At 69.9% G+C, this 26,823-nt stretch carries 22 protein-coding genes; 9 read left to right on the top strand and 13 right to left on the bottom strand.

The genetic code is table 11. From position 1 onward, the window contains the following. Positions 1–25 precede the first annotated feature (25 nt). The 6 genes from gyrB to dnaA form a co-directional block, all read right to left on the bottom strand. Entirely contained in the window at positions 26–2,098 is a 2,073-nt protein-coding gene (gene gyrB, locus ACSP97_RS18030; protein ID WP_358270027.1) for a DNA topoisomerase (ATP-hydrolyzing) subunit B, read from the bottom strand. Positions 2,099–2,483: 385 nt separating this feature from the next. After that, complete coding sequence (locus tag ACSP97_RS18035) at positions 2,484–3,020, bottom strand: DUF721 domain-containing protein (RefSeq protein ID WP_070028859.1); 537 nt, start codon at positions 3,018–3,020, stop codon at positions 2,484–2,486. Further along, positions 3,017–4,138, bottom strand: coding sequence for a DNA replication/repair protein RecF (recF, locus tag ACSP97_RS18040; protein ID WP_358270026.1), 1,122 nt, complete (start codon positions 4,136–4,138; stop codon positions 3,017–3,019). Before recF ends, ACSP97_RS18035 begins: the two co-directional genes overlap by 4 nt. 30 nt (positions 4,139–4,168) lie before the next feature. Then, positions 4,169–5,047: a phosphogluconate dehydrogenase (NAD(+)-dependent, decarboxylating) gene (gene gnd, locus ACSP97_RS18045; RefSeq protein ID WP_355525814.1), complete on the bottom strand. Its 879-nt coding sequence runs from the start codon at positions 5,045–5,047 to the stop codon at positions 4,169–4,171. A gap of 212 nt (positions 5,048–5,259) precedes the next feature. Beyond that, positions 5,260–6,390 carry a DNA polymerase III subunit beta gene (gene dnaN, locus ACSP97_RS18050; RefSeq protein WP_070028856.1) on the bottom strand — a complete coding sequence of 377 codons (1,131 nt, stop codon included), beginning with the start codon at positions 6,388–6,390 and terminating at the stop codon, positions 5,260–5,262. Between the two features lie 1,290 nt (positions 6,391–7,680). Further along, positions 7,681–9,642: a chromosomal replication initiator protein DnaA gene (gene dnaA, locus ACSP97_RS18055; RefSeq protein ID WP_355146515.1), complete on the bottom strand. Its 1,962-nt coding sequence runs from the start codon at positions 9,640–9,642 to the stop codon at positions 7,681–7,683. 394 nt (positions 9,643–10,036) lie between these two features. On the opposite strand from dnaA, the gene rpmH reads away from it, so the two are divergent. From rpmH to ACSP97_RS18100, 9 genes are all read left to right on the top strand, one after another. Continuing rightward, complete coding sequence (rpmH, locus tag ACSP97_RS18060) at positions 10,037–10,174, top strand: 50S ribosomal protein L34 (protein ID WP_003956500.1); 138 nt, start codon at positions 10,037–10,039, stop codon at positions 10,172–10,174. A 21-nt stretch (positions 10,175–10,195) separates the two neighbouring features. Next, entirely contained in the window at positions 10,196–10,567 is a 372-nt protein-coding gene (gene rnpA / locus ACSP97_RS18065; RefSeq protein WP_071828733.1) for a ribonuclease P protein component, read from the top strand. Next, entirely contained in the window at positions 10,564–10,938 is a 375-nt protein-coding gene (gene yidD / locus ACSP97_RS18070; RefSeq protein ID WP_355146518.1) for a membrane protein insertion efficiency factor YidD, read from the top strand. The genes rnpA and yidD overlap by 4 nt, the downstream gene beginning before the upstream one ends. A 3-nt stretch (positions 10,939–10,941) precedes the next feature. Next, positions 10,942–12,237: a membrane protein insertase YidC gene (yidC, locus tag ACSP97_RS18075; protein WP_355146520.1), complete on the top strand. Its 1,296-nt coding sequence runs from the start codon at positions 10,942–10,944 to the stop codon at positions 12,235–12,237. Positions 12,238–12,252: 15 nt separating this feature from the next. Further along, positions 12,253–12,765, top strand: coding sequence for a Jag family protein (locus ACSP97_RS18080; protein WP_355146522.1), 513 nt, complete (start codon positions 12,253–12,255; stop codon positions 12,763–12,765). Between the two features lie 117 nt (positions 12,766–12,882). Beyond that, complete coding sequence (rsmG, locus tag ACSP97_RS18085) at positions 12,883–13,599, top strand: 16S rRNA (guanine(527)-N(7))-methyltransferase RsmG (protein ID WP_355321505.1); 717 nt, start codon at positions 12,883–12,885, stop codon at positions 13,597–13,599. 298 nt (positions 13,600–13,897) lie between these two features. Next, on the top strand, positions 13,898–14,971 hold the full coding sequence (locus ACSP97_RS18090) for a ParA family protein (RefSeq protein WP_074992762.1): 1,074 nt from the start codon (positions 13,898–13,900) through the stop codon (positions 14,969–14,971). Continuing rightward, positions 14,968–16,068, top strand: coding sequence for a ParB/RepB/Spo0J family partition protein (locus ACSP97_RS18095; protein ID WP_355321503.1), 1,101 nt, complete (start codon positions 14,968–14,970; stop codon positions 16,066–16,068). Before ACSP97_RS18090 ends, ACSP97_RS18095 begins: the two co-directional genes overlap by 4 nt. A gap of 195 nt (positions 16,069–16,263) precedes the next feature. After that, complete coding sequence (locus tag ACSP97_RS18100; protein WP_355146528.1) at positions 16,264–16,881, top strand: GNAT family N-acetyltransferase; 618 nt, start codon at positions 16,264–16,266, stop codon at positions 16,879–16,881. A gap of 73 nt (positions 16,882–16,954) precedes the next feature. Here the strand turns inward: ACSP97_RS18100 and trxA are convergent, their stop codons facing one another. The 7 genes from trxA to ACSP97_RS18135 all read right to left on the bottom strand — a co-directional run bounded on the left by trxA (position 16,955) and on the right by ACSP97_RS18135 (position 26,813). Continuing rightward, entirely contained in the window at positions 16,955–17,284 is a 330-nt protein-coding gene (gene trxA / locus ACSP97_RS18105; RefSeq protein WP_070028846.1) for a thioredoxin, read from the bottom strand. A 57-nt stretch (positions 17,285–17,341) separates the two neighbouring features. Beyond that, complete coding sequence (gene trxB / locus ACSP97_RS18110; RefSeq protein WP_070028845.1) at positions 17,342–18,313, bottom strand: thioredoxin-disulfide reductase; 972 nt, start codon at positions 18,311–18,313, stop codon at positions 17,342–17,344. Positions 18,314–18,480: 167 nt separating this feature from the next. After that, complete coding sequence (locus ACSP97_RS18115) at positions 18,481–19,389, bottom strand: hypothetical protein (protein WP_355321501.1); 909 nt, start codon at positions 19,387–19,389, stop codon at positions 18,481–18,483. 5 nt (positions 19,390–19,394) lie between these two features. Beyond that, entirely contained in the window at positions 19,395–20,144 is a 750-nt protein-coding gene (gene sigM, locus ACSP97_RS18120) for an RNA polymerase sigma factor SigM (RefSeq protein WP_355146531.1), read from the bottom strand. Between the two features lie 26 nt (positions 20,145–20,170). Next, positions 20,171–21,889 (bottom strand): protein kinase family protein, encoded by a 1,719-nt coding sequence (locus tag ACSP97_RS18125; RefSeq protein ID WP_355146533.1) that lies wholly within the window; start codon positions 21,887–21,889, stop codon positions 20,171–20,173. A 117-nt stretch (positions 21,890–22,006) separates the two neighbouring features. Further along, positions 22,007–24,394, bottom strand: coding sequence for a murein biosynthesis integral membrane protein MurJ (murJ, locus tag ACSP97_RS18130; RefSeq protein WP_355146535.1), 2,388 nt, complete (start codon positions 24,392–24,394; stop codon positions 22,007–22,009). Between the two features lie 46 nt (positions 24,395–24,440). After that, complete coding sequence (locus tag ACSP97_RS18135) at positions 24,441–26,813, bottom strand: DUF6049 family protein (RefSeq protein ID WP_440558304.1); 2,373 nt, start codon at positions 26,811–26,813, stop codon at positions 24,441–24,443. Positions 26,814–26,823: the final 10 nt, after the last annotated feature.

The following is a 26,823-nucleotide window of genomic DNA, read 5'->3' on the forward strand; positions in this document are numbered from 1 at the left end:
CCCTGTGCGGTCAGCTGAGACCGACTCAGATGTCGAGGAAGCGGACGTCCTTGGCGTTGCGCTGGATGAACTGGCGGCGCGCCTCGACGTCCTCGCCCATCAGCACCGAGAACAGGTCGTCGGCCTGGGCGGCGTCGTCCAGGGTGACCTGGCCGAGCACGCGGTGCTCCTGGTCCATGGTGGTCACGCGCAGCTCCTCGGCGTTCATCTCGCCGAGACCCTTGAAGCGCTGGATGGAGTCCTCGCGGACGCGCTTGCCGCGCTGGCGCCCCATCTCGATCAGCGCGTCGCGCTCGCGGTCCGAGTACGCGTACTCGACGTCGTCCCGGCCCCACTTGATCTTGTAGAGCGGCGGGCGGGAGAGGTACACGTGCCCGGCCTCGACCAGCGGCCGCATGAAGCGGAACAGGAAGGTCAGCAGCAGGGTGCTGATGTGCTGGCCGTCGACGTCGGCGTCCGCCATCAGGATGATCTTGTGATAGCGGAGCTTCTCGATGTCGAAGTCCTCGTGCACACCGGTGCCGAAGGCGGAGATCAGCGCCTGGATCTCCTGGTTCTGCAGGATCTTGTCGATCCGGGCCTTCTCGACATTGAGGATCTTGCCGCGGATCGGGAGGATCGCCTGGTACTGCGGGTTGCGGCCGGACTTGGCCGAGCCGCCGGCGGAGTCGCCCTCAACGATGAAGATCTCGCACTTGGTGGGGTCGTTCGACTGGCAGTCGGACAGCTTGCCCGGCAGGGACGCCGACTCCAGCAGGCCCTTGCGGCGGGTGAGGTCGCGCGCCTTGCGGGCCGCGACGCGCGCGGTGGCGGCCTGGATGCCCTTGCGGATGATGTCCGCGGCCTCGTTCGGGTTGCGGTCCAGCCAGTCGTTGAGGTGCTCGTAGACCGCCTTCTGCACGAAGGTCTTGGCCTCCGTGTTGCCCAGCTTGGTCTTGGTCTGGCCCTCGAACTGCGGCTCGCTGAGCTTGACCGAGATGATCGCGGTCAGACCCTCGCGGATGTCGTCACCGGTGAGGTTGTCGTCCTTGTCGCGCAGCAGCTTCTTGTCACGCGCGTACTTGTTGATCAGCGACGTCAGCGCGGCGCGGAAGCCCTCCTCGTGGGTGCCGCCCTCATGCGTGTGGATGATGTTGGCGAAGGAGTACACGCCCTCGCTGTAGCCGCTGTTCCACTGCATCGCGACCTCGAGGGACAGGCTCTTGTCCTTGTCCTCCGCCTCCAGGTCGATGATGGTGGGGTGCACCACCTCTCCCTTGCGGGAATTGAGGTACTTCACGAAGTCGACGATGCCGCCCTCGTAGTGGTACGTGACCGACTTGACCTCGGCCTTCTCGTCGGCGCCCGCCTCGTCCGCGCCGCTGGTGGCCTTCGCCGACTCGCGCTCGTCGGTGAGCCTGATGTTCAGGCCCTTGTTGAGGAAGGCCATCTCCTGGAAGCGCCGGGACAGCGTCTCGAAGGAGTACTCGGTGGTCTCGAAGATCTCCGGGTCGGCCCAGAAGGTGACCGACGTGCCGGTCTCCTCGGTGGCCTCGTGCCGGGCCAGCGGGGCGGTGGGCACGCCCATCTTGTAGTCCTGCGTCCACCGGTACCCGTCGGTCTTGACCTCGACGGAGACCTTGCCGGACAGGGCGTTCACGACGGACACGCCGACGCCGTGCAGACCGCCGGAGACGGCGTAGCCGCCGCCGCCGAACTTGCCGCCCGCGTGCAGCACGGTCAGCACGACCTCCAGGGCCGGCTTGCCCTCGGAGGGCACGATGCCGACCGGGATGCCGCGGCCGTTGTCGACGACGCGGACGCCGCCGTCGGCGAGGATCGTCACGTCGATGAAGGTCGCGTAACCCGCCAGCGCCTCGTCGACCGAGTTGTCGACGACTTCGTACACCAGGTGGTGCAGTCCGCGCTCGCCCGTGGAGCCGATGTACATGCCGGGCCGCTTGCGGACCGCGTCCAGCCCTTCGAGCACGGTGATGGCGCTGGCGTCGTACGAGGCTGCCGAGGCCGGAGCCTCGGCGGACACGCCGGCGTCGGTGGACGGGATGTTCTCGTTGGGGTTGCCGGAATCGGCCACGAAGCGCCCTTTCTGGCACAGCACGAGCCGGGCTCGTCGGCAGGTTGCCGGAGCGGCTGCGGCATGTTGCGTTGGTAAGCCTTGATCAGCGTTGCTCAGCTTTTCCCGGGCGGTCCCCACGTTGGGGCGGGATTGGCTTCCAGTCTACCGGTAGCGCTGACATCGATGGGGGTTTGCCGGTACCTGAGTCCCCATGTGCCGCCCTGAACCGGTCTCGGCCGGGTCCCGATATGCGGATGGGGGCTCCAAGAGCTTTACAGCGGCACTCAGAGCTTCGAGCCGTCAACCCTTGGCTACTCCAGGGTCAGTACGCCGCTCGTACTTGTGTGCGGAAGGTCCCACGGACGGCGAACCCGCAGGACAAAGGGGGTGTGAGAAGCCGGGTGACGTGAGGTACGTCACTCGTGCGTCACCCGTAGGTATCGCCGGGCCCGGTGCTTCCCGGGGCCCGCAGAGGGCCGTAGCGGCGGGCCTGTCCGCCGGGGCCGTGCACCTTGATCAGCCGGACCGCGCCATGGCCGAGGTCCTGGTTGAGCCGGGCGACCAGCGCCGGCGCGAGCAGCCGCAGCTGGGTCGCCCAGGCCGTGGAGTCGCAGCCCACCGTGAGCACCCGCTCGTCCTCGTCGTACCGCTGCGGCACGCAGTGCTTGGCCAGGTCCTCGCCGACGATCTGCGGCCAGCGGCCCATCACCCCGCCCACGGCCGCCGGGGTCTCCCAGCCGCGCTCGGTGATCAGCCGGTTGATCGCCGCGCCGAGCGCCATCGGGTCGCGGCCGTCGGCGCGCGCCCCGGACCGCAGGCCACCGCCCCGCCGGGCCTGCTTCTTCTGCCGCGCCGCGTCACCGCGCGCACGGGCCTGCTCCTTCGCCGCGCGCAGCGCCACGCGCGCGAGGTCCACACCGGAGGGCTCGGCGTTCTTCCGGGGCGGGTGCTGCTCGGCGCTCATACGCGTTCCACCGTCCCGCCGGAGACGGCGTAGCGCGCACCGGCCAGCACATGGGGTACGTCGTCGTCCACCGCGGCGGTGACCAGCACCTGCTCGCCGGGCGCCACCAGCTCGGCCAGCCGCTCCCGGCGGCGGGCGTCCAGCTCGGCGAAGACGTCGTCCAGGACGAGCACCGGCTCGTTGCCCTCGGCGCGCAACAGGTCGTAGGAGGCCAGGCGCAGCGCGAGGGCGTACGACCAGGACTCGCCGTGCGAGGCGTACCCCTTGGCGGGCAGCTCACCGAGTTTGAGGACCAGGTCGTCGCGGTGCGGTCCGACCAGGGTGACGCCCCGCTCGATCTCCTGCTTGCGCGCCTCGGCCAGGGCGGCCAGCAGTTGTGCGTACAGGTCCTCGCGGGTGTGGGCCTCGCCGGGCGCGGACGGCTTGTACTCCAGCGCGAGCGGGCCGCCGCCGGGGGCCAGCTGCTCGTAGGCCTTGTCGGCCAGCGGCCGCAGCGCGCCGATCAGGTCGAGCCGCTGGGCGAGCAGTTCGGCACCGGCGCGCGCCAGGTGCTGGTCCCACACGTCCAGCGTGGACAGGTCCATGGAGCGTCCGCCGTGCCGCCGAGCCAGCGCGGCGGACTTCAGCAGCGTGTTGCGCTGCTTGAGCACCCGCTCGTAGTCGGAGCGCACGCCCGCCATCCGCGGCGAGCGCGCGGTGATCAGCTCGTCGAGGAACCGGCGCCGCTCGCCGGGATCGCCCTTCACCAGGGCGAGGTCCTCGGGCGCGAACAGCACGGTCCGTACGATGCCCAGCACGTCACGGGGTCTGACCTGCGAGGACCGGTTGATGCGGGCGCGGTTGGCCCGGCCCGGGTTCAGCTCCAGCTCGATCAGCTGCTGCCGGTCGCCCTGCCGGACCTGCGCCCGGATCACGGCCCGTTCGGCGCCCATCCGCACCAGCGGCGCGTCCGATGCGACGCGGTGGCTGCCGAGCGTCGCCAGATACCCGACCGCCTCGACCAGATTGGTCTTGCCCTGCCCGTTGGGCCCGACGAAGGCGGTGACGCCCGGGTCGAGCGGTACCTCGGCCCGGGCGTACGAGCGGAAGTCGGCGAGCGAAAGATGCGTGACGTGCATGACCGTGCGCCGACCTCCTCACTGCTTCTTTCAGGACTTCTTCTCTACGGCGTGGCCGCCGAACTGGTTGCGCAGCGCGGCGATCATCTTCATCTGCGGCGAGTCCTCCTGGCGGGAGGCGAACCGGGCGAACAGCGATGCGGTGATCGCGGGCAGCGGCACCGCGTTGTCGATCGCGGCCTCCACGGTCCAGCGTCCCTCACCGGAGTCCTGGGCGTAACCGCGCAGGTCGTCCAGGTGCTCGTCCTCGTCCAGCGCGTTCACCGCGAGGTCGAGCAGCCAGGAGCGGATGACGGTGCCCTCCTGCCAGGAGCGGAAGACCTCACGGACGTCCGTGACGGAGTCGACCTTCTCCAGCAGCTCCCAGCCCTCGGCGTAGGCCTGCATCATGGCGTACTCGATGCCGTTGTGGACCATCTTCGCGAAATGGCCCGCGCCGACCTTGCCGGCGTGCACCGAACCGAAGTCGCCCTCCGGCTTGAGCGCGTCGAAGACCGGCTGTACCCGGGCGACGTGCTCGGCGTCGCCGCCGTACATCAGCGCGTACCCGTTCTCCAGGCCCCAGACGCCGCCGGAGACGCCGCAGTCCACGAAGCCTATGCCCTTGGCGGCCAGCTCCTCGGCGTGCTTCTCGTCGTCCGTCCAGCGGGAGTTGCCGCCGTCCACGACCACGTCGCCCGGCTGCAGCAGCTCGGCCAGCTGGTCGATGGTCGACTGGGTGGGCGCGCCGGCCGGGACCATCACCCAGACCACCCGGGGACCGCTGAGCTTGCCCACCAGCTCTTCCAGGCTGTGGACGTCCGCGAGGTCGGGGTTGCGGTCGTATCCGATGACGGTGTGGCCCGCGCGGCGGATCCGCTCGCGCATGTTGCCGCCCATCTTGCCGAGGCCGACGAGACCGAGCTCCATCAGTTGTGTTCCTTAGGGTCGCTGGTGGCGTGAGGGGCACGGGAGGTGCCGCCCAGAGCCTAAACCGACCCTTCGGCGCACAGCTGTGGGCTCAGGCGCTCATCCGACGACGGTGATCCCGACCGCCCGGCTGCGGGCGGCGAGACCGCCGCCGGCCACGGCGCCGGGCGCCCACAGAACGCGCCCGGCACTGTGCATAGCTGTGGAAAACGTCAGCCGCTGAGCCGCACCGGCATGATCAGGTACTTGTACGCCTCGTCGGCCTCCGCGTCCACCGCTGGCTTGCCGCTGAGCAGCGCCGGCTTCGTGGACGTGGTGAACGACAGCTGCGCCACCGGGGAGTCGATCGCGCTCAGACCGTCCAGCAGGAACGTGGGGTTGAAGGCGATCGAGATGTCGTCGCCCTCCAGCTGTGCGTCGACGCGCTCCACAGCCTGTGCGTCGTCGCTGGAACCGGCCTCCAGGATCAGCACGCCCTGCTCGAAGCTCAGCCGGACCGGGGTGTTGCGCTCGGCGACGAGCGCCACACGCTTGACGGCCTCGACGAACGGTGCCGTCTCGATCACCGCGACCGAGTTGAACTCGGTCGGGAACAGCGTCCGGTACTTCGGCAGGTCGCCCTCGAGGAGCCGCGTGGTCGTGCGCCGGCCGGCGCCCTCGAAACCGATCAGGCCCTCACCGGCGCCGGAGCCCGACAGGGCCAGCGTCACGCTGTCCCCGGCGCCCAGCGACTTCGCGGTGTCCAGCAGCGTCTTGGCGGGCACCAGGGCGACCGCGGACGCGTCCGGGTTCTCCGGCTTCCACAGGAACTCGCGGACGGCGAACCGGTAGCGGTCGGTGGAGGCCAGCGTGACGGTGTCGCCCTCGATCTCGATGCGCACACCGGTGAGCACGGGCAGCGTGTCGTCACGGCCGGCGGCGATGGCCACCTGGGAGACGGCGGCCGCGAAGACCTCGCCCGGGACGGTGCCGGTCGCGTTCGGCATCTGCGGCAGCGCCGGGTACTCCTCCACCGGGAGGGTGTGCAGCGTGAACCGGGACGATCCACAGACCACGGTCGCCCGTACACCGTCTGTGGAAATCTCCACCGGCCGGTTGGGGAGCGCGCGGGAGATGTCGGCGAGCAGCCGACCGGAGACCAGGACGGTGCCGTCCTCCTCGACCTCGGCGTCGACGCTCACCCGAGCGGACACCTCGTAGTCGAAGCTCGACAGGCTCAGCTGGCCGTCCTCGGCCTTCAGCAGGAGGCCGGCGAGGACAGGCGCCGGCGGACGGGCCGGGAGGCTGCGTGCCGCCCAGGCCACTGCCTCCGCGAGTACGTCGCGTTCCACCCGGATCTTCACCGTAAGCCGCCTCCTGCTTGTTGCTTCTGAGTCCTCCGACTCGGTGTCACCGCCCACTGCGAAGGGAAGGACACCGGGGACCAGTCTGACGCACCGCAGTGACAGCAGGTGCCCGTCGGGGTCAAGTCGCTCCGGGAGGCAGCCGGGCCCCAGACGCCGAGTTGTGCACAGGCCCCGCTTCGAAACGATTGCCGAGCTCTCTCTAGTCGGGAGTAGTAGTAGGGCCTGTGGATACCGTGGATAACCACGTTTGCCCAGCTCAGCACGGATTTTTTATCCACCGGTCCTGTGGGTGGAGGCGGTGGACAACCGGGGCTCGCTGTGGAGAACGGAAAGTTCTGCACACACCGCCCACAGGCTGAGGGCAGTTCTCCCCAGCTGTGTCCCCAGGAATACCCAGGTTTCCCACACCCCAACCCGGCAGCTTCGTGTGACGCCTTTCACTCGACGCGGTGAGAGGGCGGGTCGGGTTGCCGAACAGTGGACAGCCATGTGGAGAAGCGGCGGCAGACTGGGGACAACCGCCCCCAGCCTGTGGGTGGCCGGTGGACAACTTTCTGCACAGCCTGTGGATCCCCGCTTCGTCCACAGCCTGTGGATCTCTTTCGTCCACGATTCCACAGCCACCTGAGCTGCGCGGATGCACAACCCCCAGCCTCCCTGTGGACACACCTCGGGACAACTTCCCAGTCCCCAGGATGTGGAAGAAAGAAAGTCGCCGAATCTGTGGAGACAGGCCGTAACCCGGCCCTCAATTCGAACAGGGACCAGCGCTGGGTTCACCGGTCGCGGCCGTCTGCTCGGCCGTGAACGCTCCCCGCAGGCGCCGATCGGGGGTCTCCGCCCTCGGCCGACGACGGAACCGAAGCCGACACGGAACGCCCCCAGCCCCGTGGAAACACCGTCGGGCGCCCGTGGACGCCGCTGGAAGCCCGTGGACGGCACCGGGCGCCCGCGGAACGGGCCGGGCGCTCGCGGAACGGGCCGGGCGCCCGTGGAACGGCGCCGGGCGTACCCCGGCGCCAGGCGTCCGCGCGGCGCGCCCGTACATGCCGAAGGGCGTCTCCGGGACAACCGTCCCGGAGACGCCCTCGAAAGCCGGTCAGGACCTGCGCCGGCGGCCCGTCGCTAGGGTCTTTCGTTTGGATCAGGCCGGATCAGGGAGCGGGGCCCGGTGCGTGCAGATGCAAGGCGGAGGAGGGAGTCGACGCGGAGCGTCGGCGACTGACGACAACGCGGCAGATGCGCGTGCCGGGCCCCGCGAGCCCGGCTTGATCCAAACGAGAGGCCCTAGCCGTTCTTGATGCGGTTGGTCAGCTCGGTCACCTGGTTGTAGATGGACCGCCGCTCCGCCATCAGGGCCCGGATCTTCCGGTCGGCGTGCATGACGGTCGTGTGGTCCCGGCCCCCGAACTGCGCCCCGATCTTCGGCAGCGACAGGTCCGTCAGCTCCCGGCACAGGTACATCGCGATCTGCCGGGCGGTCACCAGTGCCCGGCCCCGGGAGGTCCCGCACAGGTCCTCCACGGTCAGCCCGAAGTAGTCCGCCGTGGCCGCCATGATCGCCGTGGCCGTGATCTCGGGCGCCGAGTCCTCCCCACCCGGGATCAGGTCCTTGAGCACGATCTCGGTGAGTCCCAGGTCCACCGGCTGCCGGTTGAGCGAGGCGAACGCCGTCACCCGGATCAGCGCGCCCTCCAGCTCGCGGATGTTCCGCGAGATCCGGGACGCGATGAACTCCAGCACTTCCGGCGGCGCGTTGAGCTGCTCCTGGACCGCCTTCTTGCGCAGGATCGCGATCCGCGTCTCCAGCTCGGGCGGCTGCACGTCGGTGATCAGGCCCCACTCGAAGCGGTTGCGCAGCCGGTCCTCCAGCGTGACCAGCTGCTTGGGCGGCCGGTCGCTGGACAGCACGATCTGCTTGTTGGCGTTGTGGAGCGTGTTGAAGGTGTGGAAGAACTCCTCCTGCGTCGACTCCTTGTCCGCGAGGAACTGGATGTCGTCGACGAGCAGGATGTCCATCTCCCGGTAGCGCTTGCGGAAGCTGTCGCCCTTGCCGTCACGGATCGAGTTGATGAACTCGTTCGTGAACTCCTCCGAGCTGACGTAGCGCACGCGCGTGCCCGGGTAGAGGCTGCGCGCGTAGTGCCCGATGGCGTGCAGCAGATGGGTCTTGCCGAGACCCGACTCCCCGTAGATGAACAGGGGGTTGTACGCCTTCGCCGGCGCCTCGGCGACCGCCACCGCGGCCGCGTGCGCGAACCGGTTGGACGCGCCGATGACGAACGTGTCGAAGAGGTACTTCGGGTTCAGCCGTGCCGTGGGCTCCCCGGGGCCGCTCGCGGGCGCGGGCTTCGCGCCCAGCGGCCCGGGCGCGCCGGTCGGGGCGCCGTCCGGACGTCCGGGCCCGCCGCGGTGCCCCGCGTCGCCCATCGGCCGCTCGGGCGGCTCCCGGCGGACGGGGTCGCGCTGGTCGTACTCGGTCCGCGAGGGGTCGTAGTCGGCGCGGTCGTAGTCGGAACGGTCGTACTCCGGGCGCGGCGCGCCGTACTCGGACCGCGGTGCGTCGCGGTCCGGGCGGGACGGCTCGTACTCCCCGCGCTGCTGGTCGTACGACGGGCGGTCCATGCCCTGGGAGCGGTAGTCGCGGGCCGGCTGGCCGTAGGGGTCCTGGGAGGACGGCGAGGCGTACGGGTCGCGCTCGGGGAAGCCGAGCCGCTGCTGCTGCCAGCCGTACTCGTCCTGTCCGCCGCGCGGCCAGGCGCCGGGTTCGGGACGCTGGTACTCGGAGGGGTAGGCGGGCCGCACGGTGGGCAGCTGGTCGGCGCGCGACGCCTGCTCGCCGCCCTGGTGCGGGTCCGCGCGGTGGCGGCCGTAGCCCTCGTAGGACGACGGCCCGGAGGGCAGCTCCGGCTCCTCGTAGCGCGGCGGGGACGACTGCTGGGCGGGCGGCGCGGCCGGGGCCGGCGGCTCGCCCGCGGAGTCGTCCACGGTGATCGCGATGCGGATGGGACGGCCGCACTCACGGCTCAGCGTCTCGCTGACGACCGGTGCGAGACGGCCCTCCAGTACGCCCTTCGCGAATTCGTTCGGCACCGCGAGCAGGGCCGTGTCCGCGACCAGCGCCAGCGGCTGGCAGCGCCGGATCCAGTGCTCGTCCTTCGTCTCCACACCCTGTCCGCGGCCCTCTCCGAGGAGCTGCTCCAGTACGCGTGGCCACACTGCGGCAAGATCGGCAGGTACGTCAGCCACAGGGCACGCTCTCTCGCAGGTCCCACGAAAGTGTGATCGCGGGACGGGTCGGGATGAATTCGGGTGGTCGGCGGGGCAAACCCGCCGGGGCGGGGGACAAAAGAACGAATCGGAGTCCAGCCACGGTAGTCAGCGTGGCCGGTACGGTTCAAGTTGTTGTCCCCAGCCTGTGGACAGTGTCCCCCGGCGCCCCCGGTTTGACCGAATGGCGTAGCCCCGCGTACCGTAACCAGGTCGAGTTGTCGATGGCTGCTGCCGCCTGCCTCCGATGGGCACAGATCACGTCAGGTGATCGGGAAGCGGTGCACTCGGGCGTGAAGCGAGCTACTCGTGGGCGCACGGTGACAGCCAGGACGGCATCCCGCCAACTACCGATTCTTTCTGGAGCCCCCGAGTGAGCAAGCGCACCTTCCAGCCGAACAACCGTCGTCGCGCGAAGACCCACGGCTTCCGGCTGCGTATGCGCACCCGTGCCGGCCGCGCGATTCTCGCGTCCCGCCGTAGCAAGGGTCGCGCCCGTCTGTCCGCCTGATCCCGGTCAGGTCATGACATCGTGCTGCCCACCGAGAACCGGCTGAGGCGGCGCGAGGACTTCGCGACCGCGGTACGACGGGGTCGCCGGGCAGGCCGCCCGACCCTCGTCGTCCACCTTCGTAGCGGTGCCACGGACCCGCACGCGCCTGGGGAGAGCGCTCCTCCGACGCGTGCGGGTTTCGTCGTGAGCAAGGCCGTGGGTGGCGCGGTCGTGCGCAACAAAGTGAAGCGCAGACTGCGTCATCTGATGCGTGACCGAGTCGACCTGTTTCCCCCCGGTAGCCTGGTAGTCGTACGAGCGCTGCCCGGAGCGGGCGACGCCGACCATGCACAGCTGGCCCAAGACCTGGACGCCGCCGTAGGGCGGCTGCTGGGAGGGGGCACGCGATGAAGTACCCGCTGCTGGCTCTGATCAAGCTGTACCAGTGGACGATCAGTCCACTGCTGGGGCCGGTGTGCAAGTACTACCCGTCGTGCTCCCATTACGGCTACACGGCCATCGACCGGCATGGTGCGATCAAGGGCACGGCACTCACCGCCTGGCGCATCCTCCGGTGCAATCCGTGGTCGCTGGGCGGGGTGGATCATGTTCCGCCGCGCAAGCGTCCGCGGTGGCACGAAATGCTGCGCGACGCCTGGCGCACACGCAGAGGCGGGTCCTCCGCCGCCGAACCGGCCACCGAAGAGAGGCCGGAGAACCTCAACTCCGACCTTCCTCCAAGCCCGGCCGCAGAGACCTCGTCCCATGCCCAAGGAGCATGATTAGTGGACACGATTGCCAGCCTGTTCAGTTTCATCACCTGGCCCGTCTCCTGGGTCATCGTCCAGTTCCACACGGTGTACGGAGCGATCTTCGGACCTGACACCGGGTGGGCCTGGGGCCTGTCCATCGTGTCCCTGGTGATTCTGATCCGCATCTGCCTGATCCCGCTCTTCGTGAAGCAGATCAAGGCGACTCGCGCGATGCAGACGCTCCAGCCGGAGATGAAGAAGATCCAGGAGCGCTACAAGAACGACAAACAGCGTCAGTCCGAAGAGATGATGAAGCTGTACAAGGAGGCGGGCACCAACCCGCTCTCCTCGTGCCTTCCCATCCTGGCGCAGTCCCCGTTCTTCTTCGCCCTGTACCACGTGCTCAACGGCATCGCGTCCGGCACCAAGATCGGCTACATCAACGCCGACCTGCTGGCCAGCGCCCGTAAGGCACACATCTTCGGGGCCCCGCTGGCCGCGAAGTTCCTCGACGGCGCCGACACGGTGCAGAAGCTCGGTGCCTCGCTCACCGACGTCCGAGTCGTCACCGCGGTCATGATCGTCCTGATGTCGGCGTCGCAGTTCTACACGCAGCGCCAGCTGATGACGAAGAACGTCGACACCACGGTGAAGACGCCGTTCATGCAGCAGCAGAAGATGCTGATGTATGTCTTCCCGATCATGTTCGCCTTCTTCGGTATCCGCTTCCCGGTCGGTGTCCTCATCTACTGGCTGACCACCAACGTGTGGACCATGGGCCAGCAGATGTACGTCATCCGCAACAACCCGACCCCGGGCTCCAAGGCCCAGGCCGCGTACCTGGAGCGTCTGACCAAGCACGTCACGCACCACGGCAAGGTCAGCCGCCGCAGCGAGAAGGCGATCGTCAAGGCGATCGTCGCCAAGGGCCGCGAGCGCAACGAGTTCGAGCGCAAGTTCATCAACGCCCTGAACAAGGCCGGCCTGGCCGCCCAGGCGGACGGCACGGTGACGAAGAGCGTGGCCCAGGCCGAGACGCAGACCGAGGACGGTACGACCACCGCCGCGGGCACCACCGCCCGGCGACAGCAGCCCAAGCGCCAGACCAAGGCCCAGCGTCAGTCCGGCGCGGCCAAGCCGGCGGGCGACTCCCCCGAGTCGGAGAAGTCCGACCAGGACGAGTCGCAGGAGAAGACCGACCAGCCGCAGGACAGCAAGCCCGCCGCTGCCCGGCAGGCCTCGAAGCCCGGCACGGGCGCCCGCAGCAAGGCCCAGAGCGGCCAGCGCAAGGGTGGCTCGCAGCGGCCCAAGTCCCCGTCCAAGAAGTAAGAAGGAGCCCAGCCCGTGACGGAAGGCACCACCTCCGCCGCTGCCGAGGGTGCAGACACCCTCACCCGCCTGGAGCAGGAGGGCGAGATCGCGGCGGACTACCTGGAGGGTCTGCTGGACATCGCCGACCTCGACGGCGACATCGACATGGATGTCGAGGCCGATCGTGCCTCCGTGTCGATCATCAGCGACAGCGGCAGCCGTGATCTGCAGAAGCTGGTCGGCCGCGACGGCGAGGTGCTGGAGGCCCTGCAGGAGCTGACGCGTCTGGCCGTGCACCGGGAGACCGGTGACCGCAGCCGGCTGATGCTGGACATCGCCGGGTACCGGGCCAAGAAGCGCGCCGAGCTGTCCGAGCTGGGCGCCGAGGCCGCCGCCGATGTGAAGAGCTCCGGCGAGCCCGTGAAGCTGCGGCCCATGACCCCCTTCGAGCGCAAGGTCGTGCACGACGCGGTCAAGGCCGCCGGACTGCGCAGCGAGTCCGAGGGCGAGGAGCCGCAGCGCTTCGTCGTCGTGCTGCCCGCCTGATCGGTCCCCTTGTTACACCGGCCCCGTCTGTTGAGCAGGCGGGGCCGAACTTTGTCAGCCTGGTAGTTCTGGTGGCCGGTGCGCGAAGCACCGGCGCTGTACGGAAGGACGGTCCCCGTGACGGAGGCAGCGGAGCTTCCCCCCGCCCCCGAGCAGGCGCGCGAAGTGTTCGGTGATCGCTTCGCCGATGCGGTGCGCTACGCGGAACTGCTCGCCGAGGCGGGAGTGCAGCGCGGTCTGATCGGTCCGCGGGAAGTGCCCCGCCTGTGGGAGCGGCACATTCTGAACTGTGCAGTGCTCTCCGAGGCCGTCCCCGAGGGGGTGACGGTCTGCGATGTCGGCTCCGGTGCCGGTCTGCCCGGCATCCCGCTGGCGCTGGTCCGCGACGACCTCAACATCACCCTGCTGGAGCCTCTGCTGCGGCGCACCAACTTCCTCACCGAGGTCGTCGAGCTGCTCGGCCTGGACCATGTCACCGTGGTGCGGGGGCGTGCCGAGGAGGTCCTCGGCACGCTGCCGCCGGTGCATGTGGTGACCGCCCGGGCCGTGGCTCCGCTGGACCGCCTGGCCACCTGGGGGATTCCGCTGCTGCGCCCGTACGGCGAGATGCTGGCCCTCAAGGGCGACACCGCGGAGGAGGAGCTGAAGGCCGCGTCCACCGCGCTCAGCAAGCTCGGCGCGGTGGAGACCTCGATCCTCCATGTGGGCGAGGGCATCGTCGATCCGATGTCGACGGTGGTCCGGGTGGAGGTCGGGGAAAGCCCCGGTGGTGTTCGCTTCGCCGCCAAGCGGGCGAAGGCCGCACGCACCGGTCGCGCCCGTCGGCGTCGCTGAGCCGGACGGGCGTACTCCACACAAGCTGCCGAGCCCGTGCGGCCGGAGTGTCGCGGAGTCCCGATCGCCGGGGCCCTGCATCGTGTTTCACGTGAAACGTCGCTCACTGCTGCACGGCATCATCAGTCGCGGCCGCGCTGCGGCCGAACCCCGCGACCGGAAGCCTCTCGGTTCCCTGGGAGAGGGTCCCGATCCCACTGTCCGGTCGGCTCCGGCCCCCTCAGGGGGCACGGAGTTGTCCACAGAGGTGGATTTCTCCACAGAAGACCCGACCTCACTGGTTCACGACCCCGAAGGCATGGGAGGCTCTGTTCATTGCGAGCCTGAAGTCGAGGAGAGTGAATCCTTGCGGTCCGACGCCAACATCGCGGGACCGATGACCGATCCGGTCCCCGGTCCCCGTACCGAGTCGATGGGGGCGGATGTTTCACGTGAAACACCGCCTCCCATGGACGACACCCCCATCGGTCGTGCGGCCCAACTGGCGGTGGAGGCTATCGGCCGCGCCGGCGAAGGCCTGCCGCGACCGGAGCAGACCCGCGTCATGGTGGTCGCCAACCAGAAGGGTGGCGTGGGCAAGACGACGACGACCGTCAACCTTGCCGCCTCGCTGGCTCTGCACGGTGCCCGGGTTCTGGTGATCGACCTGGACCCGCAGGGCAACGCGTCCACCGCCCTCGGGATCGACCACCACGCCGAAGTACCCTCGATCTACGACGTGTTGGTGGAGAGCAAGCCGCTCGCCGAGGTCGTTCAGCCCGTGCCGGACGTCGAGGGACTCTTCTGCGCCCCCGCCACCATCGATCTCGCCGGTGCGGAGATCGAGCTGGTGTCCCTGGTGGCTCGGGAAAGCCGGCTGGAGCGCGCGATCCAGGCATACGAACAGCCGCTGGACTACATCCTCATCGACTGCCCGCCCTCGCTCGGCCTGTTGACGGTCAACGCACTGGTCGCGGGCCAGGAGGTCCTCATCCCGATCCAGTGCGAGTACTACGCGCTGGAGGGCCTGGGGCAGCTGCTGCGCAATGTCGATCTGGTGCGGGGGCACCTCAACCCCGGCCTGCATGTATCGACCATCCTGCTCACCATGTACGACGGCCGGACGCGTCTCGCCTCCCAGGTCGCGGAAGAGGTGCGCAGCCACTTCGGTGAAGAGGTGCTGCGGACGAGCATTCCCCGCTCGGTCCGTATCTCCGAGGCGCCGAGCTACGGGCAGACGGTGCTGACTTACGATCCTGGATCGAGCGGTGCTCTCTCGTATCTTGAGGCGGCCCGAGAAATCGCGCTGCGGGGCATTGGTATCAGCTATGACGCGAGCCAGGCCCATGTCGGCGCCCAGAGCGACCCGAGCATGGTGGAGGGGATCCAGTGAGTGAGCGACGGAGGGGGCTCGGCCGAGGACTAGGGGCACTGATTCCCGCTGCCCCGGTCGAGAAGAACCCGGTCCCGGCCGCGTTGGGAGGGGGACCGTCCGTCTCTTCCGCGGGTGGTCCGGTGATGACGACGGACCGCGGGGTGGCCGCTGCGAAGGTGGCCTCGCTGCCGTCTGTTTCACGGGAAACCGAGGAGCCGGAGGGGAGCCCCGCCCAGGAGACGCCCGCGCCCCCGATGGGCGCCCACTTCGCCGAGATCCCCCTCGACGCCATCACACCGAATCCGCGTCAGCCGCGTGAGGTCTTCGACGAGGACGCCCTGCACGAGCTGGTCACCTCCATCAAGGAGGTCGGTCTGCTCCAGCCGGTCGTCGTACGGCAGTTGGGGCCCGGCCGCTATGAGCTGATCATGGGCGAGCGCCGCTGGCGCGCCTGTCGCGAGGCCGGCCTGGAGGCCATCCCGGCGATCGTCCGGGCCACGGAGGACGAGAAGCTCCTTCTGGACGCGCTGCTGGAGAACCTGCACCGCGCGCAGCTGAACCCGCTGGAAGAGGCCGCCGCCTACGACCAGTTGCTGAGGGACTTCAACTGCACGCACGACCAGCTGGCCGACCGGATCGGACGCTCCCGCCCGCAGGTCTCCAACACCCTGCGGCTGCTGAAGCTCTCACCGACGGTGCAGAAGAGGGTCGCCGCGGGCGTCCTCTCCGCCGGACATGCCCGGGCGCTGCTGTCCGTGGCGGACTCGGAGGAGCAGGACCGGCTGGCGCACCGCATCGTGGCCGAGGGACTGTCGGTGCGGGCCGTCGAGGAGATCGTGACCCTGATGGGCTCGCGGCCCCAGAAGCCGCAGCGTCCCAAGGGGCCGCGCGCGGGCTCGCGGCTGTCCCCGGCGCTGAACGAGCTGGCGACCCGGTTGTCCGATCGCTTCGAGACCCGGGTGAAGGTCGACCTCGGGCAGAAGAAGGGCAAGATCACGGTGGAGTTCGCCTCCGTAGAGGACCTCCAGCGGATCCTGAGCACCCTGGCGCCGGGCGAGGGTCCCGTCCTTCCCAAGGACCTCCAGGAGGGTGCCGACGGGGACCAGGAAGACTGATCCCCGGCACCCCGGGCCTTAGGGTCCGGGCTTCGAGCGGGGCCGTGTCCGTTATCCACCGGACACGGCCCCGCTCTTTGCTTTGCGGCGGTATCGAACGAATCCCATCGTGGATACGATGCCGATCAGGGAGCGCAGTGCTCTGACGGCCGCTCGCGTTGCGGCGGTCGGTGACGGAAGCGAGGAACAGCTTTCATGGGGCGTCGGCTTGTGCCGCTCACTCTGGACAACCTTCAGGACCTTCCCCAACGCTGTCGCTCATGTGTCTTCTGGGAGCTGGACCCCGTCAGCGGCGAGGCGGCGGTCAAGGGCGGCAGGGCCGCCGTGGAGAAGGAGTCCTGGATCTCCGCCGTCCTGCTCGACTGGGGCTCGTGCGGGCGCGTGGTCTACGTCGATGACGTACCTGTGGGCTTTGTGCTCTACGCCCCGCCCGCCTATGTCCCGCGCTCGGCGGCCTTCCCCACGAGCCCGATCTCTCCCGACGCCGTCCAGCTGATCACGTCCTTCATCAAGCCCGGATACCAGGGACAGGGCCTGGGACGGGTGCTGGTGCAGACGGTCGCCAAGGATCTGCTCCGCCGGGGCTTCAAGGCCATAGAGGCATTCGGGGACGCCCGCTGGAAGGAGCCCGCCTGTCTGCTGCCGGCCGACCATCTGCTGGCCGTGGGCTTCAAGACGGTACGACAGCACCCCACGCATCCCCGGCTGCGGCTGGAGCTGCGCTCCACGCTCTCCTGGAAGGAGGACGTCGAGATGGCGATCGACCGGCTGCTGGGCGCCGTCCAGAAGGAACCCGCGCTGAGGCCGCTCTAGTCGGCCGGCCGTAGGGACATAAGCGAATGGGCCAACCCCTGGGGGTTGGCCCATTCGTGTTTCACGTGAAACATCACTCGGCGATGAAGTCCTCGAGGTCGCGCACGATCGCGGCCTTGGGCTTGGCGCCGACGATGGTCTTGGCGACCTCGCCACCCTGGTAGACGTTCAGGGTCGGGATGGACATGACGCCGTACTTCGCGGCCGTGGCCGGGTTCTCGTCGATGTTGAGCTTGACGATCTCGATCTTGTCGCCGTGCTCGGCGGCGATCGCCTCAAGAGAGGGAGCGATCTGGCGGCACGGACCGCACCAGGCGGCCCAGAAGTCCACCAGGACGGGCTTGTCGTTCTTGAGGACGTCCTCTTCGAAGGAGGCGTCGGTCACGTTCTTCAGGGCGGCCACTCTGGGCTCCTTACCTTGGTCGTGGGGTAGGCGGGGAAGGAAAGCTGAGAGAAAGGCTCAGACCGCGGCGGTCTTCTCGGGCTCGGCCTTGTCCTCGTCCGCCAGGGCGGCGAGGTAGCGCTCGGCGTCCAGGGCGGCGGAGCAGCCGGTGCCGGCCGCGGTGATCGCCTGCCGGTAGGTGTGGTCGACCACGTCACCGGCGGCGAAGACACCGGTCACATTGGTGCGGGTGGACGGGGCGGCGACCTTCAGGTAGCCCTCCTCGTCGAGGTCGAGCTGGCCCTTGAACAGCTCCGTGCGCGGGTCGTGGCCGATCGCGATGAACAGCCCCGTCACGGGCAGCTCGGACAGCTCACCGGTCTTGACGTTGCGCAGCTTCAGTCCGGAGAGCTTCTGGTCGCCCTGGATCTCGGCGACCTCGCTGTCCCAGACGAACTTGATCTTCGGGTCGCCGAAGGCGCGCTCCTGCATCGCCTTGGATGCGCGCAGCGTGTCCCGGCGGTGGACGATCGTCACGGACTTGGCGAAGCGGGAGAGGAAGGTGGCCTCCTCCATCGCGGTGTCGCCGCCGCCGATCACGGCGATGTCCTGGTCCTTGAAGAAGAACCCGTCGCAGGTGGCGCACCAGGAGACTCCGCGGCCGGAGAGCGCGTCCTCGTTCGGGAGGCCGAGCTTGCGGTGCTGGGAGCCCGTGGTGACGATGACGGCCTTCGCCTTGTGGACCGTGCCCGAGGTGTCGGTGACGGTCTTGATCTCACCGGTCAGGTCGACCGAGACGATGTCGTCGGGGATCAGTTCGGCGCCGAAGCGCTCGGCCTGCGCCCGCATGTTGTCCATGAGGTCGGGGCCCATGATGCCGTCGCGGAAGCCCGGGAAGTTCTCCACCTCGGTGGTGTTCATCAGCGCGCCACCGGCGGTGACGGCGCCTTCGAACACCAGCGGCTTCAGCGACGCACGGGCGGTGTACAGCGCCGACGTGTAGCCTGCGGGCCCGGAGCCGATGATGATCACGTTACGGACGTCGCTCACGGCTTGATTCCTCGTCTCTGGTCTACGTCAGTGACCGGTGAATGCTCCTTTCGGAGCTCTCACCCCACCCAACGGATCCTACGGGGCGCGCATTCCCGTTGTGTCCGGGCACACGCGTGCGGGACAGGACGGCGCGAACGAGGGCGCCATGCCGGGCCGGAGCCCGCTCAGGGACGGTCGACGGACTGCTTCAGAAGAACCGTGCCGGCGGCCGCGGACCGCTGTCCCACACAGGCGGCGTCGACCACGTAAGCGGTGACGCGCGCACTGTCCTGGGGATCGGGAAGGACCACGAGATAGGCCCTCTTCCCGGCATAGGAGCCGTTCTTGGCGGCCAGAGCCTGCTCGCCCCCGGGAATCGCCTGCCGCACGCAGTCCGGAACCGGCACCTGGGGCTGGAGGAGTGTGTTCGCACTCTCGGTCGTCTGCGGAGTGTTGGGCCGGACGCCGCTGCCCGACCGTGGTTGCTGGGTGGCGGGGTCATGCTGAGGACCCTTCTTCGCTCCCAGCAGGTCCCGCACCTGGTTCTGGACGCTGGTGCCGGAGAAAGCGCCGGCGGAAGCGCTTGGCTTGCCGTGTGCCGTCGTGGTGGACGTCCCACCGAGCGACTGGAGCACCAGCGCACCGGCGCCCAGAACGGCGGCGGTCAGCACGCCACCCAGCACCATGGCCCGCCGCCGCCCTCTCCTTTCCCTGCCCGGCTTCCTCCCCGGCCCGGTCGCCGCCTGCGGGCGGCCGGCGGGACGTCCGGCCGGAGCCGGGACCGAGTGATCCGCAGCGGACGATGTTTCACGTGAAACATCGTCTGCGGGCTCCGCTTCGGGAGCAGAGGCATGGAGCAGGGCTTCGGCGGCAAGGGCGGCATCGATCCGCTGGGCCACGTCGGCCGGCATGGTCTTGTCCGCCGGGGCGGACCCGAGCAGCCCCCGGATCTCCTCCAGCGAGGCATAGATGTCCGCGCACAGCTCACAGGAGCCCAGATGACGCCGTATGTCCGTGCCGCGTCCGGCGGGCAGCAGGCCTTCGGCGAGGTCGGAGATCTCCGTGACGTCCGGGTGCCCGGCCGCGTCGGTCATCGCTGTCACGCTCGCCCACCTCCGCCCTTCACTACGGCTGAATCGGTCGGTCCCGCATCCCGGAGTCCTTCGTCGGAAGACTCCGTTGCGGATGGGACGGATGCCCCTTGCACCCGGTTCCGTCCCCGGCCACTCTCTTCTCCGTCGCCGGACGCGTCGGGCCGGGGGGCTCCCCCACGGCTGGGGCGCAGATGGGTGAGCAGTGGCAGCAGCCGGGCTCTGCCTCGGGCGCAGCGGCTCTTCACCGTCCCGGTGGGCACATCGAGGATCCGGGCCGCCTCGGCGACCGGGTAGCCCTGCATGTCCACGAGGACCAGCGCGGCGCGCTGCTCCGGCGGCAGCGTGCCGAGCGCTTCGATGAGCTGACGGTGCAGATCGTTGCGTTCGGCCGGCGCCGAGGCGGACTCGTGCGGCTCCAGCAGCTGCTCCAGCCGCTCGGTGTCGTCCACCGGGGCGGTCTTGCGGGAGGCCGCCTTGCGGGCGCGGTCCAGGCAGGCGTTGACCGTGATCCGGTGCAGCCAGGTCGTCACCGCCGACTGCCCCCGGAAGGTGTGCGCGGCCCGGTAGGCGGACACCAGGGCGTCCTGCACCGCGTCGGCGGCCTCCTCGCGGTCGCCCAGCGTCCTCAGCGCGACCGCCCAGAGCCGGTCCCGGTGCCGTCGTACGATCTCGCCGAAGGCATCGGGGTCGCCCTGGACATGGCGGGTGAGCAACTCCTGGTCGCCCACCCCGCCGTATTCGACGCCCTCCGCCATCTGTCCCCTCCGGTCCGGGTGAGACGTCAGCCCGTGAACTTCACTTCGCCGATGGCCTGCTTGTAACCGGCGCTGGCGTACAGCTGGGAGTCGTAGCCGGAGTTCGGCACGGCCGTCAGCCACACGAGCACGTACCGCGTCTTCAGCTGCTTGGTGACCTTCACGGTGGCGGTGGTGCCGCTGGTGGTGGCGGTGCCGATCCGGGTCATCGAGTCCAGCGACGGCGGGTTCAGCGAATCCGCCGCGTACAGCTCGACGGTGGTGTGGTCGCCGCCGTAGCGCAGGTTGAGGGTGGCGGTGCCGAGCTGGGTGGACGAGCCGAGGTCGTAGACGATGCCGACGCCCGGCTTGAACGGCGCGATGGGCGGTCCCTCGTTGAAGGACTTGGTCTTCCAGTAGGTCGACGGATTGCCGTCGTACGTCTTGGCGACGTCTCCGGGGCTCTGGGCGTCGCCCTTGGCGACGAACTCCTGGCCGCCCTGGATCTTTATCGGCGTCGTCTTCGGCTGGCCGGCGGTCTTGTCGCCGTCGTCGGTGGTCTGGCTCTTGTTGGTGTCGTTCGACTTGCCGCTCTGGTCCATCAGGGCATCGGCCAGCTGCCAGCTGCCGAGGCCTAGGGCGGCGATGAGGAGGGCGGAGACCGCCCACTTCAAGGCCTTGCCGGTGCGGCTCTGCAGCGGGGGCGGCGGTGGCGCGATCGGCTGGGCGGCGCCGGGGTGCGCCGGCGGGCGGCCGTAGGTGCCCTGCTGGTACGTGGTGCGCTGGTACTCCGGCGGCGCGGTGAACGTCGGCTCCGGCGGGCGGATGCGGGGCATCTCGCTGATCGCCTTCCCCAGTTCCTCGGGCGTGGTGCACGGCGCCTCGTGCCGGGACGCGGTGGCGCCGTCGTTGGCGAGGGCCCGCATGGCCAGCTCGGACAGACCGCGGTGGACACCGGCCCGCACCTGGTCCGGTGCGATGAGACCGATGTCCTTCGGGAGGCCCGACAGGCCGTAGGCGTCGTTCTCGTAGGGCCAGCGCTGGGTCAGCGCCGCGTACAGCAGGGCGCCGATGGCTTCGGTGTCGGTGCGCTGCGGGGTGTCGGAGCTGATGCCGCGCAGCGCGGCGTTCACCGCGAGGCCGCGGATGCGCCACTGACCGGTCGAGGTGCGCAGCACGGCGTTGGGGTTCAGCCGCAGATGGGCGAGGCCCTCACGGTGCGCGGCGGCCATGGCGGAGGCCACCTGACTGACCATCTGGTACGCGTCGTGCGGTTCCAGCGGGCCGGCCGTGAGCAGCGTGGTCAGTTCGGTGGCGTCGGGCAGCCATTCGTGCACGACGTAGACGAGGTCGTTCTCCTCGACGGCGTCGAGGACCTGGACGAAGCGCGGGTCGCCGAGCAGTGCGGAGGACCGGGCCGCGGCGAGGACGGAGCGGGCCCGTGCGTGATCCGCGGGCAGCACATGGACCCCGACCGCCCGACGGAGTTTCTCGTCGACGGCACGCCAGCTGCTGAACCCGTCCAGTCGGGTGACGCACTCCTCCAGCCGGTAGCGTCTGGCGAGCTTGTGGCCGCTGTGCAGTTCCGGAGGCGAGGCCTGCTTCAAGGAACCCTTCGCGTCACTCCCCTGCGCCCCGTCACCGTCCGTGTCCCGCTCCGGGCTCTTGGCCACCCCGTCGGCCGTGGACTGGTCCGCCTTCGCGGTCAGCGGCTGCTCGCCGCTGTTGTCTGCCACGTCGACGGCAGCCGTGCTCCGTTCCGCCACCGTCGTCCCTGCCTCCCCATCCGTTGCACGCTGTCCGACGCCGAAACCAATTGTGCCCACAGTCCGCCGCAATGCACGACACGCGGCGGCGGACGATGGTTGTGCCCCTACCCCGCCTCAGCGACCCAGACGCCCGCGCACCATCCCCACGAGCGAGTTGAGTTCGTCGATCCGCATCCGGCGGGCGGCGACGAAGAAGACTCCCAGCAGAACGGCTCCGCCGACGACCAGCGCCGCGAAGGAGCCGATGACGCCCTGGCCGAGGCTGTGCGCGATGCCGTAGCAGGCCGCGCCGCTGAGCAGGGCCGCCGGAATGGAGGCGATGCACAGCCGCGCGTACGTCCGCAGCACCCGGGCGCCGTCCAGGTCGCCGCCCAGCCGCTTGCGCAGCCGGCGCCAGGCGACGGCCACACCGATCGCGTAGGCGACACCGTACGCGGCGGCCATGCCGGCGACCGCCCAGCGGGCCGGCAGCAGGAAGAAGCACAGCGCCGAGGCGCCCGCGTTCACCGCGGCGACGATGACGGTGTTGTAGAAGGGGGTGCGGGTGTCCTCGTAGGCGTAGAAGGCACGCAGGACGACGTACTGCACCGAGAACGGGATCAGGCCGAGGCCGAAGGCCATCAGCATGTAACCCATGTTGGTGGCCGAGCTGATGCCGGAGCTGCCGAAGATCAGGGTGCACATCGGGATGCCCAGCGCCACGAAACCGAAGGCGACCGGGACGATGGCGACCGCGGTGGTCCGCAGGCCCTGCGAGATGTCGTCGCGTACGGCGCCGCCGTCGCCCTCGGAGGCCGAGCGGGAGATGCGCGGCAGCAGGGCGGCCATCAGGGAGACCGTGATGATGGCCTGCGGCAGACCCCAGATCAGCTGGGCGTTGGCGTAGGCGGCGAAGCCGGTGCCGGAGACACCGGATTCCTTGCCGGCCGCGGTGGAGAGCTGGGTGACGATCATGGCGCCGGCCTGGTTGGCGAGCACGAACAGGAACGTCCACTTGGCGAGCGCCGCCGCCTTGCCCAGACCGTGGCCGCGCCAGTCGAACCGCGGCCGGATCCGGAACCCGGTCTCGCGCAGATACGGGATCATCGCCAGCGCCTGCACGACCAGGCCGAGCAACACACCGACACCGAGCAGGCGCTGACCCTGCGGCGGGATGTTCGTGACCGTCATGTGGGAGTGCGCGGCGCTGCCGTAGACCCAGATGAACATGCCCAGCGTCACGATGATGACGATGTTGTTCAGGACCGGGGTCCACATCATCGCGCCGAACTTGCCGCGCGCGTTGAGGACCTGACCCATCACCACGTGGATGCCCATGAAGAAGATCGAGGGCAGGAAGTAGCGGGTGAAGGTGACCGCGACCTCGTTGGCCGCCGGGTTGCTGGCGACCGGATTGGAGATCATGCGGACCAGCAGGGGGGCCGCGAACATCGCGAGGGCGGTCAGCGCGGCCAGCGCCACCATGACGAGGGTCAGCAGCCGGTTGGCGAAGGCCTCGCCGCCGTCCTCGTCCTCCTTCATCGAGCGGACCAGCTGCGGCACGAAGACCGAGTTGAGGCCACCGCCCACGGTGAGGATGTAGATCATGGTCGGCAGCTGGTAGGCGACCTGGAAGGAGTCGCCGAGGAAGCCGAGGCCGAGCGCGGAGACGATCAGCGCGGAACGGACGAAGCCGGTGAGCCGGGAGACCAGGGTGCCCGCCGCCATGACGGCGCTGGACTTCAGCAGCCCGGCGGCCTTGCCGCCCTTCTTCGCGGGAGCGGGAGCGGCGGTCGCCACGGAGGCCGCGGGCGCCATGGCCGCCTCGGCGGCCCCGGCGTTCGTCGGCCCGGCGGGCTCGGGCGCCCCGGCCGGCGCCGGCACGGGTGGCTGCATCGGGTTGTGGGCGGCGTACGGCGCGGACTGGTAACCGGAGCCCGCGTACGGGTTCGGCTGCTGCGGGTGCCGGCCGGGGGCCGGCGGACCGTACCCGCCGGCCCCCGGGCCGTTGCCCGGGGCCGCGGCCGGACCCGGAAGGCCCGCGGAGTCCATCGGCAGATGGCCGCCGCTGTGCTGCTGGTCCTTGAAGAGATGAGCGAAGGCGTCCGGCTCGTGGTACTCCTCGCCGGAGTGCGAGACCAGGTCGTCCACCCCCACGAACTGGGTGGTGCGCGGATCGTCGCCGTACGGCAGGTAGGGCGCCGCGCCGTCGGGCTCCGGTGCCGGAGTCTGCGCCCACACCCGCGGATCGGGGGCGTAGGGCGACTGGGCGGGCCGGCCGTACAGCGGCTGCTCGTAGCCGTCCTGGGGCGGCGGGGGGTGCGCGGCACGGTCGTAGAGCGCCTCGGCGACCGGATCCTGGGCGGTCAGGTCGTGCGCCCGGTAGGGGTCCTGCTCGTAGGCGTCCTGGAGGTACATGTCCGCCGCTTGCTGCGGCGGCACCTGGCCGGGGTCGGGCGGCGTCTCGGGGTAGCCCGAGCCGGCCGCGCCCTGGCCGCGGTCACCGTCGTACGGCGCGTTCATGCCTTACCCCACCTCATCGTCCCGGGCCCACCGGCCACGACATCGCTCAACGGTCCACTCTCTCACCCGTCCCGGACGGGTCGGTGCTTTCCGGTGCGGTGTCCGGCGCAGGGTCACTCGGCTGCTCCGGGTCGTCTGCCCCGGAGGCGGAGTCGGACTCCCCCGGGAGACGGTCCCCGGGCCCGTCGGGGTTCCCCGGCTCGTCGGATTGCTCCGCCGCGTCGCCCGGTCCGCCCTCCCCGGCCTGACGGGCGGCCGCGCGCTTGCGCTGGGTGTACATCCGGAAGCCGGCGAGGACGAGGAGCAGCACACCGCCGCCGATGACCAGCATCACCGTGGGCGTGACCTCGGTGACCTTCACGTCGAAGGTGACGGGGGCGCCGTACTCCTGGCCGTCCTCGGTGTACAGCTGGGCGATCACCGTCGCCCGGCCGTTGGCATTGGCCGACGTGCTGAACTTCACCGACTGGGCGTGGCCGCCGGCGATGTCGACGGGTTGCTCCGCGTAGGCCTTGCCGCCGATCTTCAGACGGGTCGGCATGGTCGAGCTGAGGCGCAGCACCAGATGGCCGACCGGCTGGACCAGGTTGTTCTGGACGGTCACCGGGATGGTCGCGCTGCGTCCGGAGAGCTTGGTCTCGGACTTGTCGATCAGCTTGACCTGCCGGGCCAGGTCGTCGAGCCAGGACTCGACCCCGCTGCGGTAGCTGTCGCCCGCCTCTTCCCGGCCCCGCCACGACGTGGACATCCCGCGGTTTATGGCCCGCCCGAACGGGGTCACCACGCGGGACTGGTCGGAGAGGATCACCTGGAAGTTGTCGAGCTTGTCCTGGGTGCGGGCGATCTGCCCGAAGGTCGAGACCGGCAGCTCCTGGCGGCGCAGGGCGGAGGGGTAGGCGGAGGTCGAGGGGATGCGCGTGGTGGCGTTCGGGTCGGGCTTGGCCTTGGCCGCCGCGGTCAGGTCCTGGGCCTGGGACCAGGTGCCGCCCTGGAGCGCCTTCACCGCCGTGGCCATCGCCTGCGCCTGGCCCGCGGTGGGCATGCGCTGCGGCGCGACGACGATGCTGCGCTGCTGGTCGGTCTGTGCGTTGATCTCCAGGCTCTGGGCCAGGAACTGCTGCACGGCGAGCGTGGCCGGTCCCGCCTTGGTCAGATCGTCCTCGAAGGCCGTGGACAGCTTGGCATCGGCGACGATCGCCGTGGTGCCGCCGCCGACCGGGCGGGCCGCCGAGGGCGTGTACGACAGCCCGGCGGTGTCCTGGAGGCTGTCGCTGCGGGCGATCACCCGGTCGGCGCCGGCGGAGGTCGCGACCCTCATGATCGAGGGGTCCACGGCGCCGTCCACGGGCCAGGCGTAGTCCGTACTCGGTGTGACATGGAGCACGGTCTTGACGGTGGTGGCGGCGACGTCGGTGGCGTCCTTGAGATGGCTCAGGGAGCCGGTGACGCTGGTGCCGCGGTGGGCGAGGGAGGCCAGGTCCGGGTCGGCGAAGGGCAGCGCGACGACCTCCTTGCCCACGACCGCCTTCTGCAGATCGGCCAGCCACTGCTTGGCGAGCGCCTGGTGGTCCTTGGGGCCGGGCGTGGTGGTGTCGCCGTCTCCCGGCAGCTGGTAGTTGCCGGATGCCATGGCGTCCACGGAGGCCAGCAGATCCGGGTCGATCACCCAGGTGACGTCCAGGTCCTTGCCCAGGTCGACCATCTGGGCCAGGCGGCCGCCCGGTGCCAGCTCCTTGGCCAGGTCGTCGTTGAGGAACTCGGGCGTCTGCAGCTCCCCGGCGCCGGTCTTGGCCGTCAAATGGACGGTGGACAGCAGGGGCCACAGGAACGTCGTCCGCGTCTTGGTGTCGGCGTCGGACGGCTGCCACGGCAGGAAGGTCCGCTGTACGCCGAGCAGCTGCTGCCAGGGCTGTGCGGAGGTCTGCCCGGACAGGGCGACCCCGAATTCGTAGACGCCGTCCGCGCCGAGGTCCAGCTTGTCCACCGGGACGGAGATGCTGAAGTGCTCGGCGACGCCCGGCGCCAGCTTGGTGAACTTCTGCTCGTACTTGCCGCCGACCTCGGTGCCGGCGGCACCCTGGAGATCGTCGGGATGGCGGGCCACCGCGCTGATCTCCGAGCGGGTGTTCAGCATCGGGCCGACCCGAAGGCCCACGTGGGCGCCGGTGACGGTCTGCTTGCCGTTGTTGGTCACCGTGCCGGAGACGGTCAGGGTGTCGCCGTCCGTGGGGGCGTTGGGGGTCAGTGAGTCCAGGGAGACCGACACCGGGTCCCCGGACGCGGCCTGGGCGGGCGCGGCGGCGGGCAGCTGGAGCAGCCCGGCCAGCAGTGGCGCCCCGGCGAGCAGCGCTCCGGTGCGCCGCAGCCAGCGGCGCGCAGGTGAGGCACTGGTCCCCTGGAAGTCAGCCGCCTCGGCCACGCGCTCGCCC

It is taken from the genome of Streptomyces sp. SCPE 10, from assembly GCF_051980735.1.
GTDB classification, from domain to species: Bacteria; Actinomycetota; Actinomycetes; order Streptomycetales; family Streptomycetaceae; genus Streptomyces; species Streptomyces misionensis.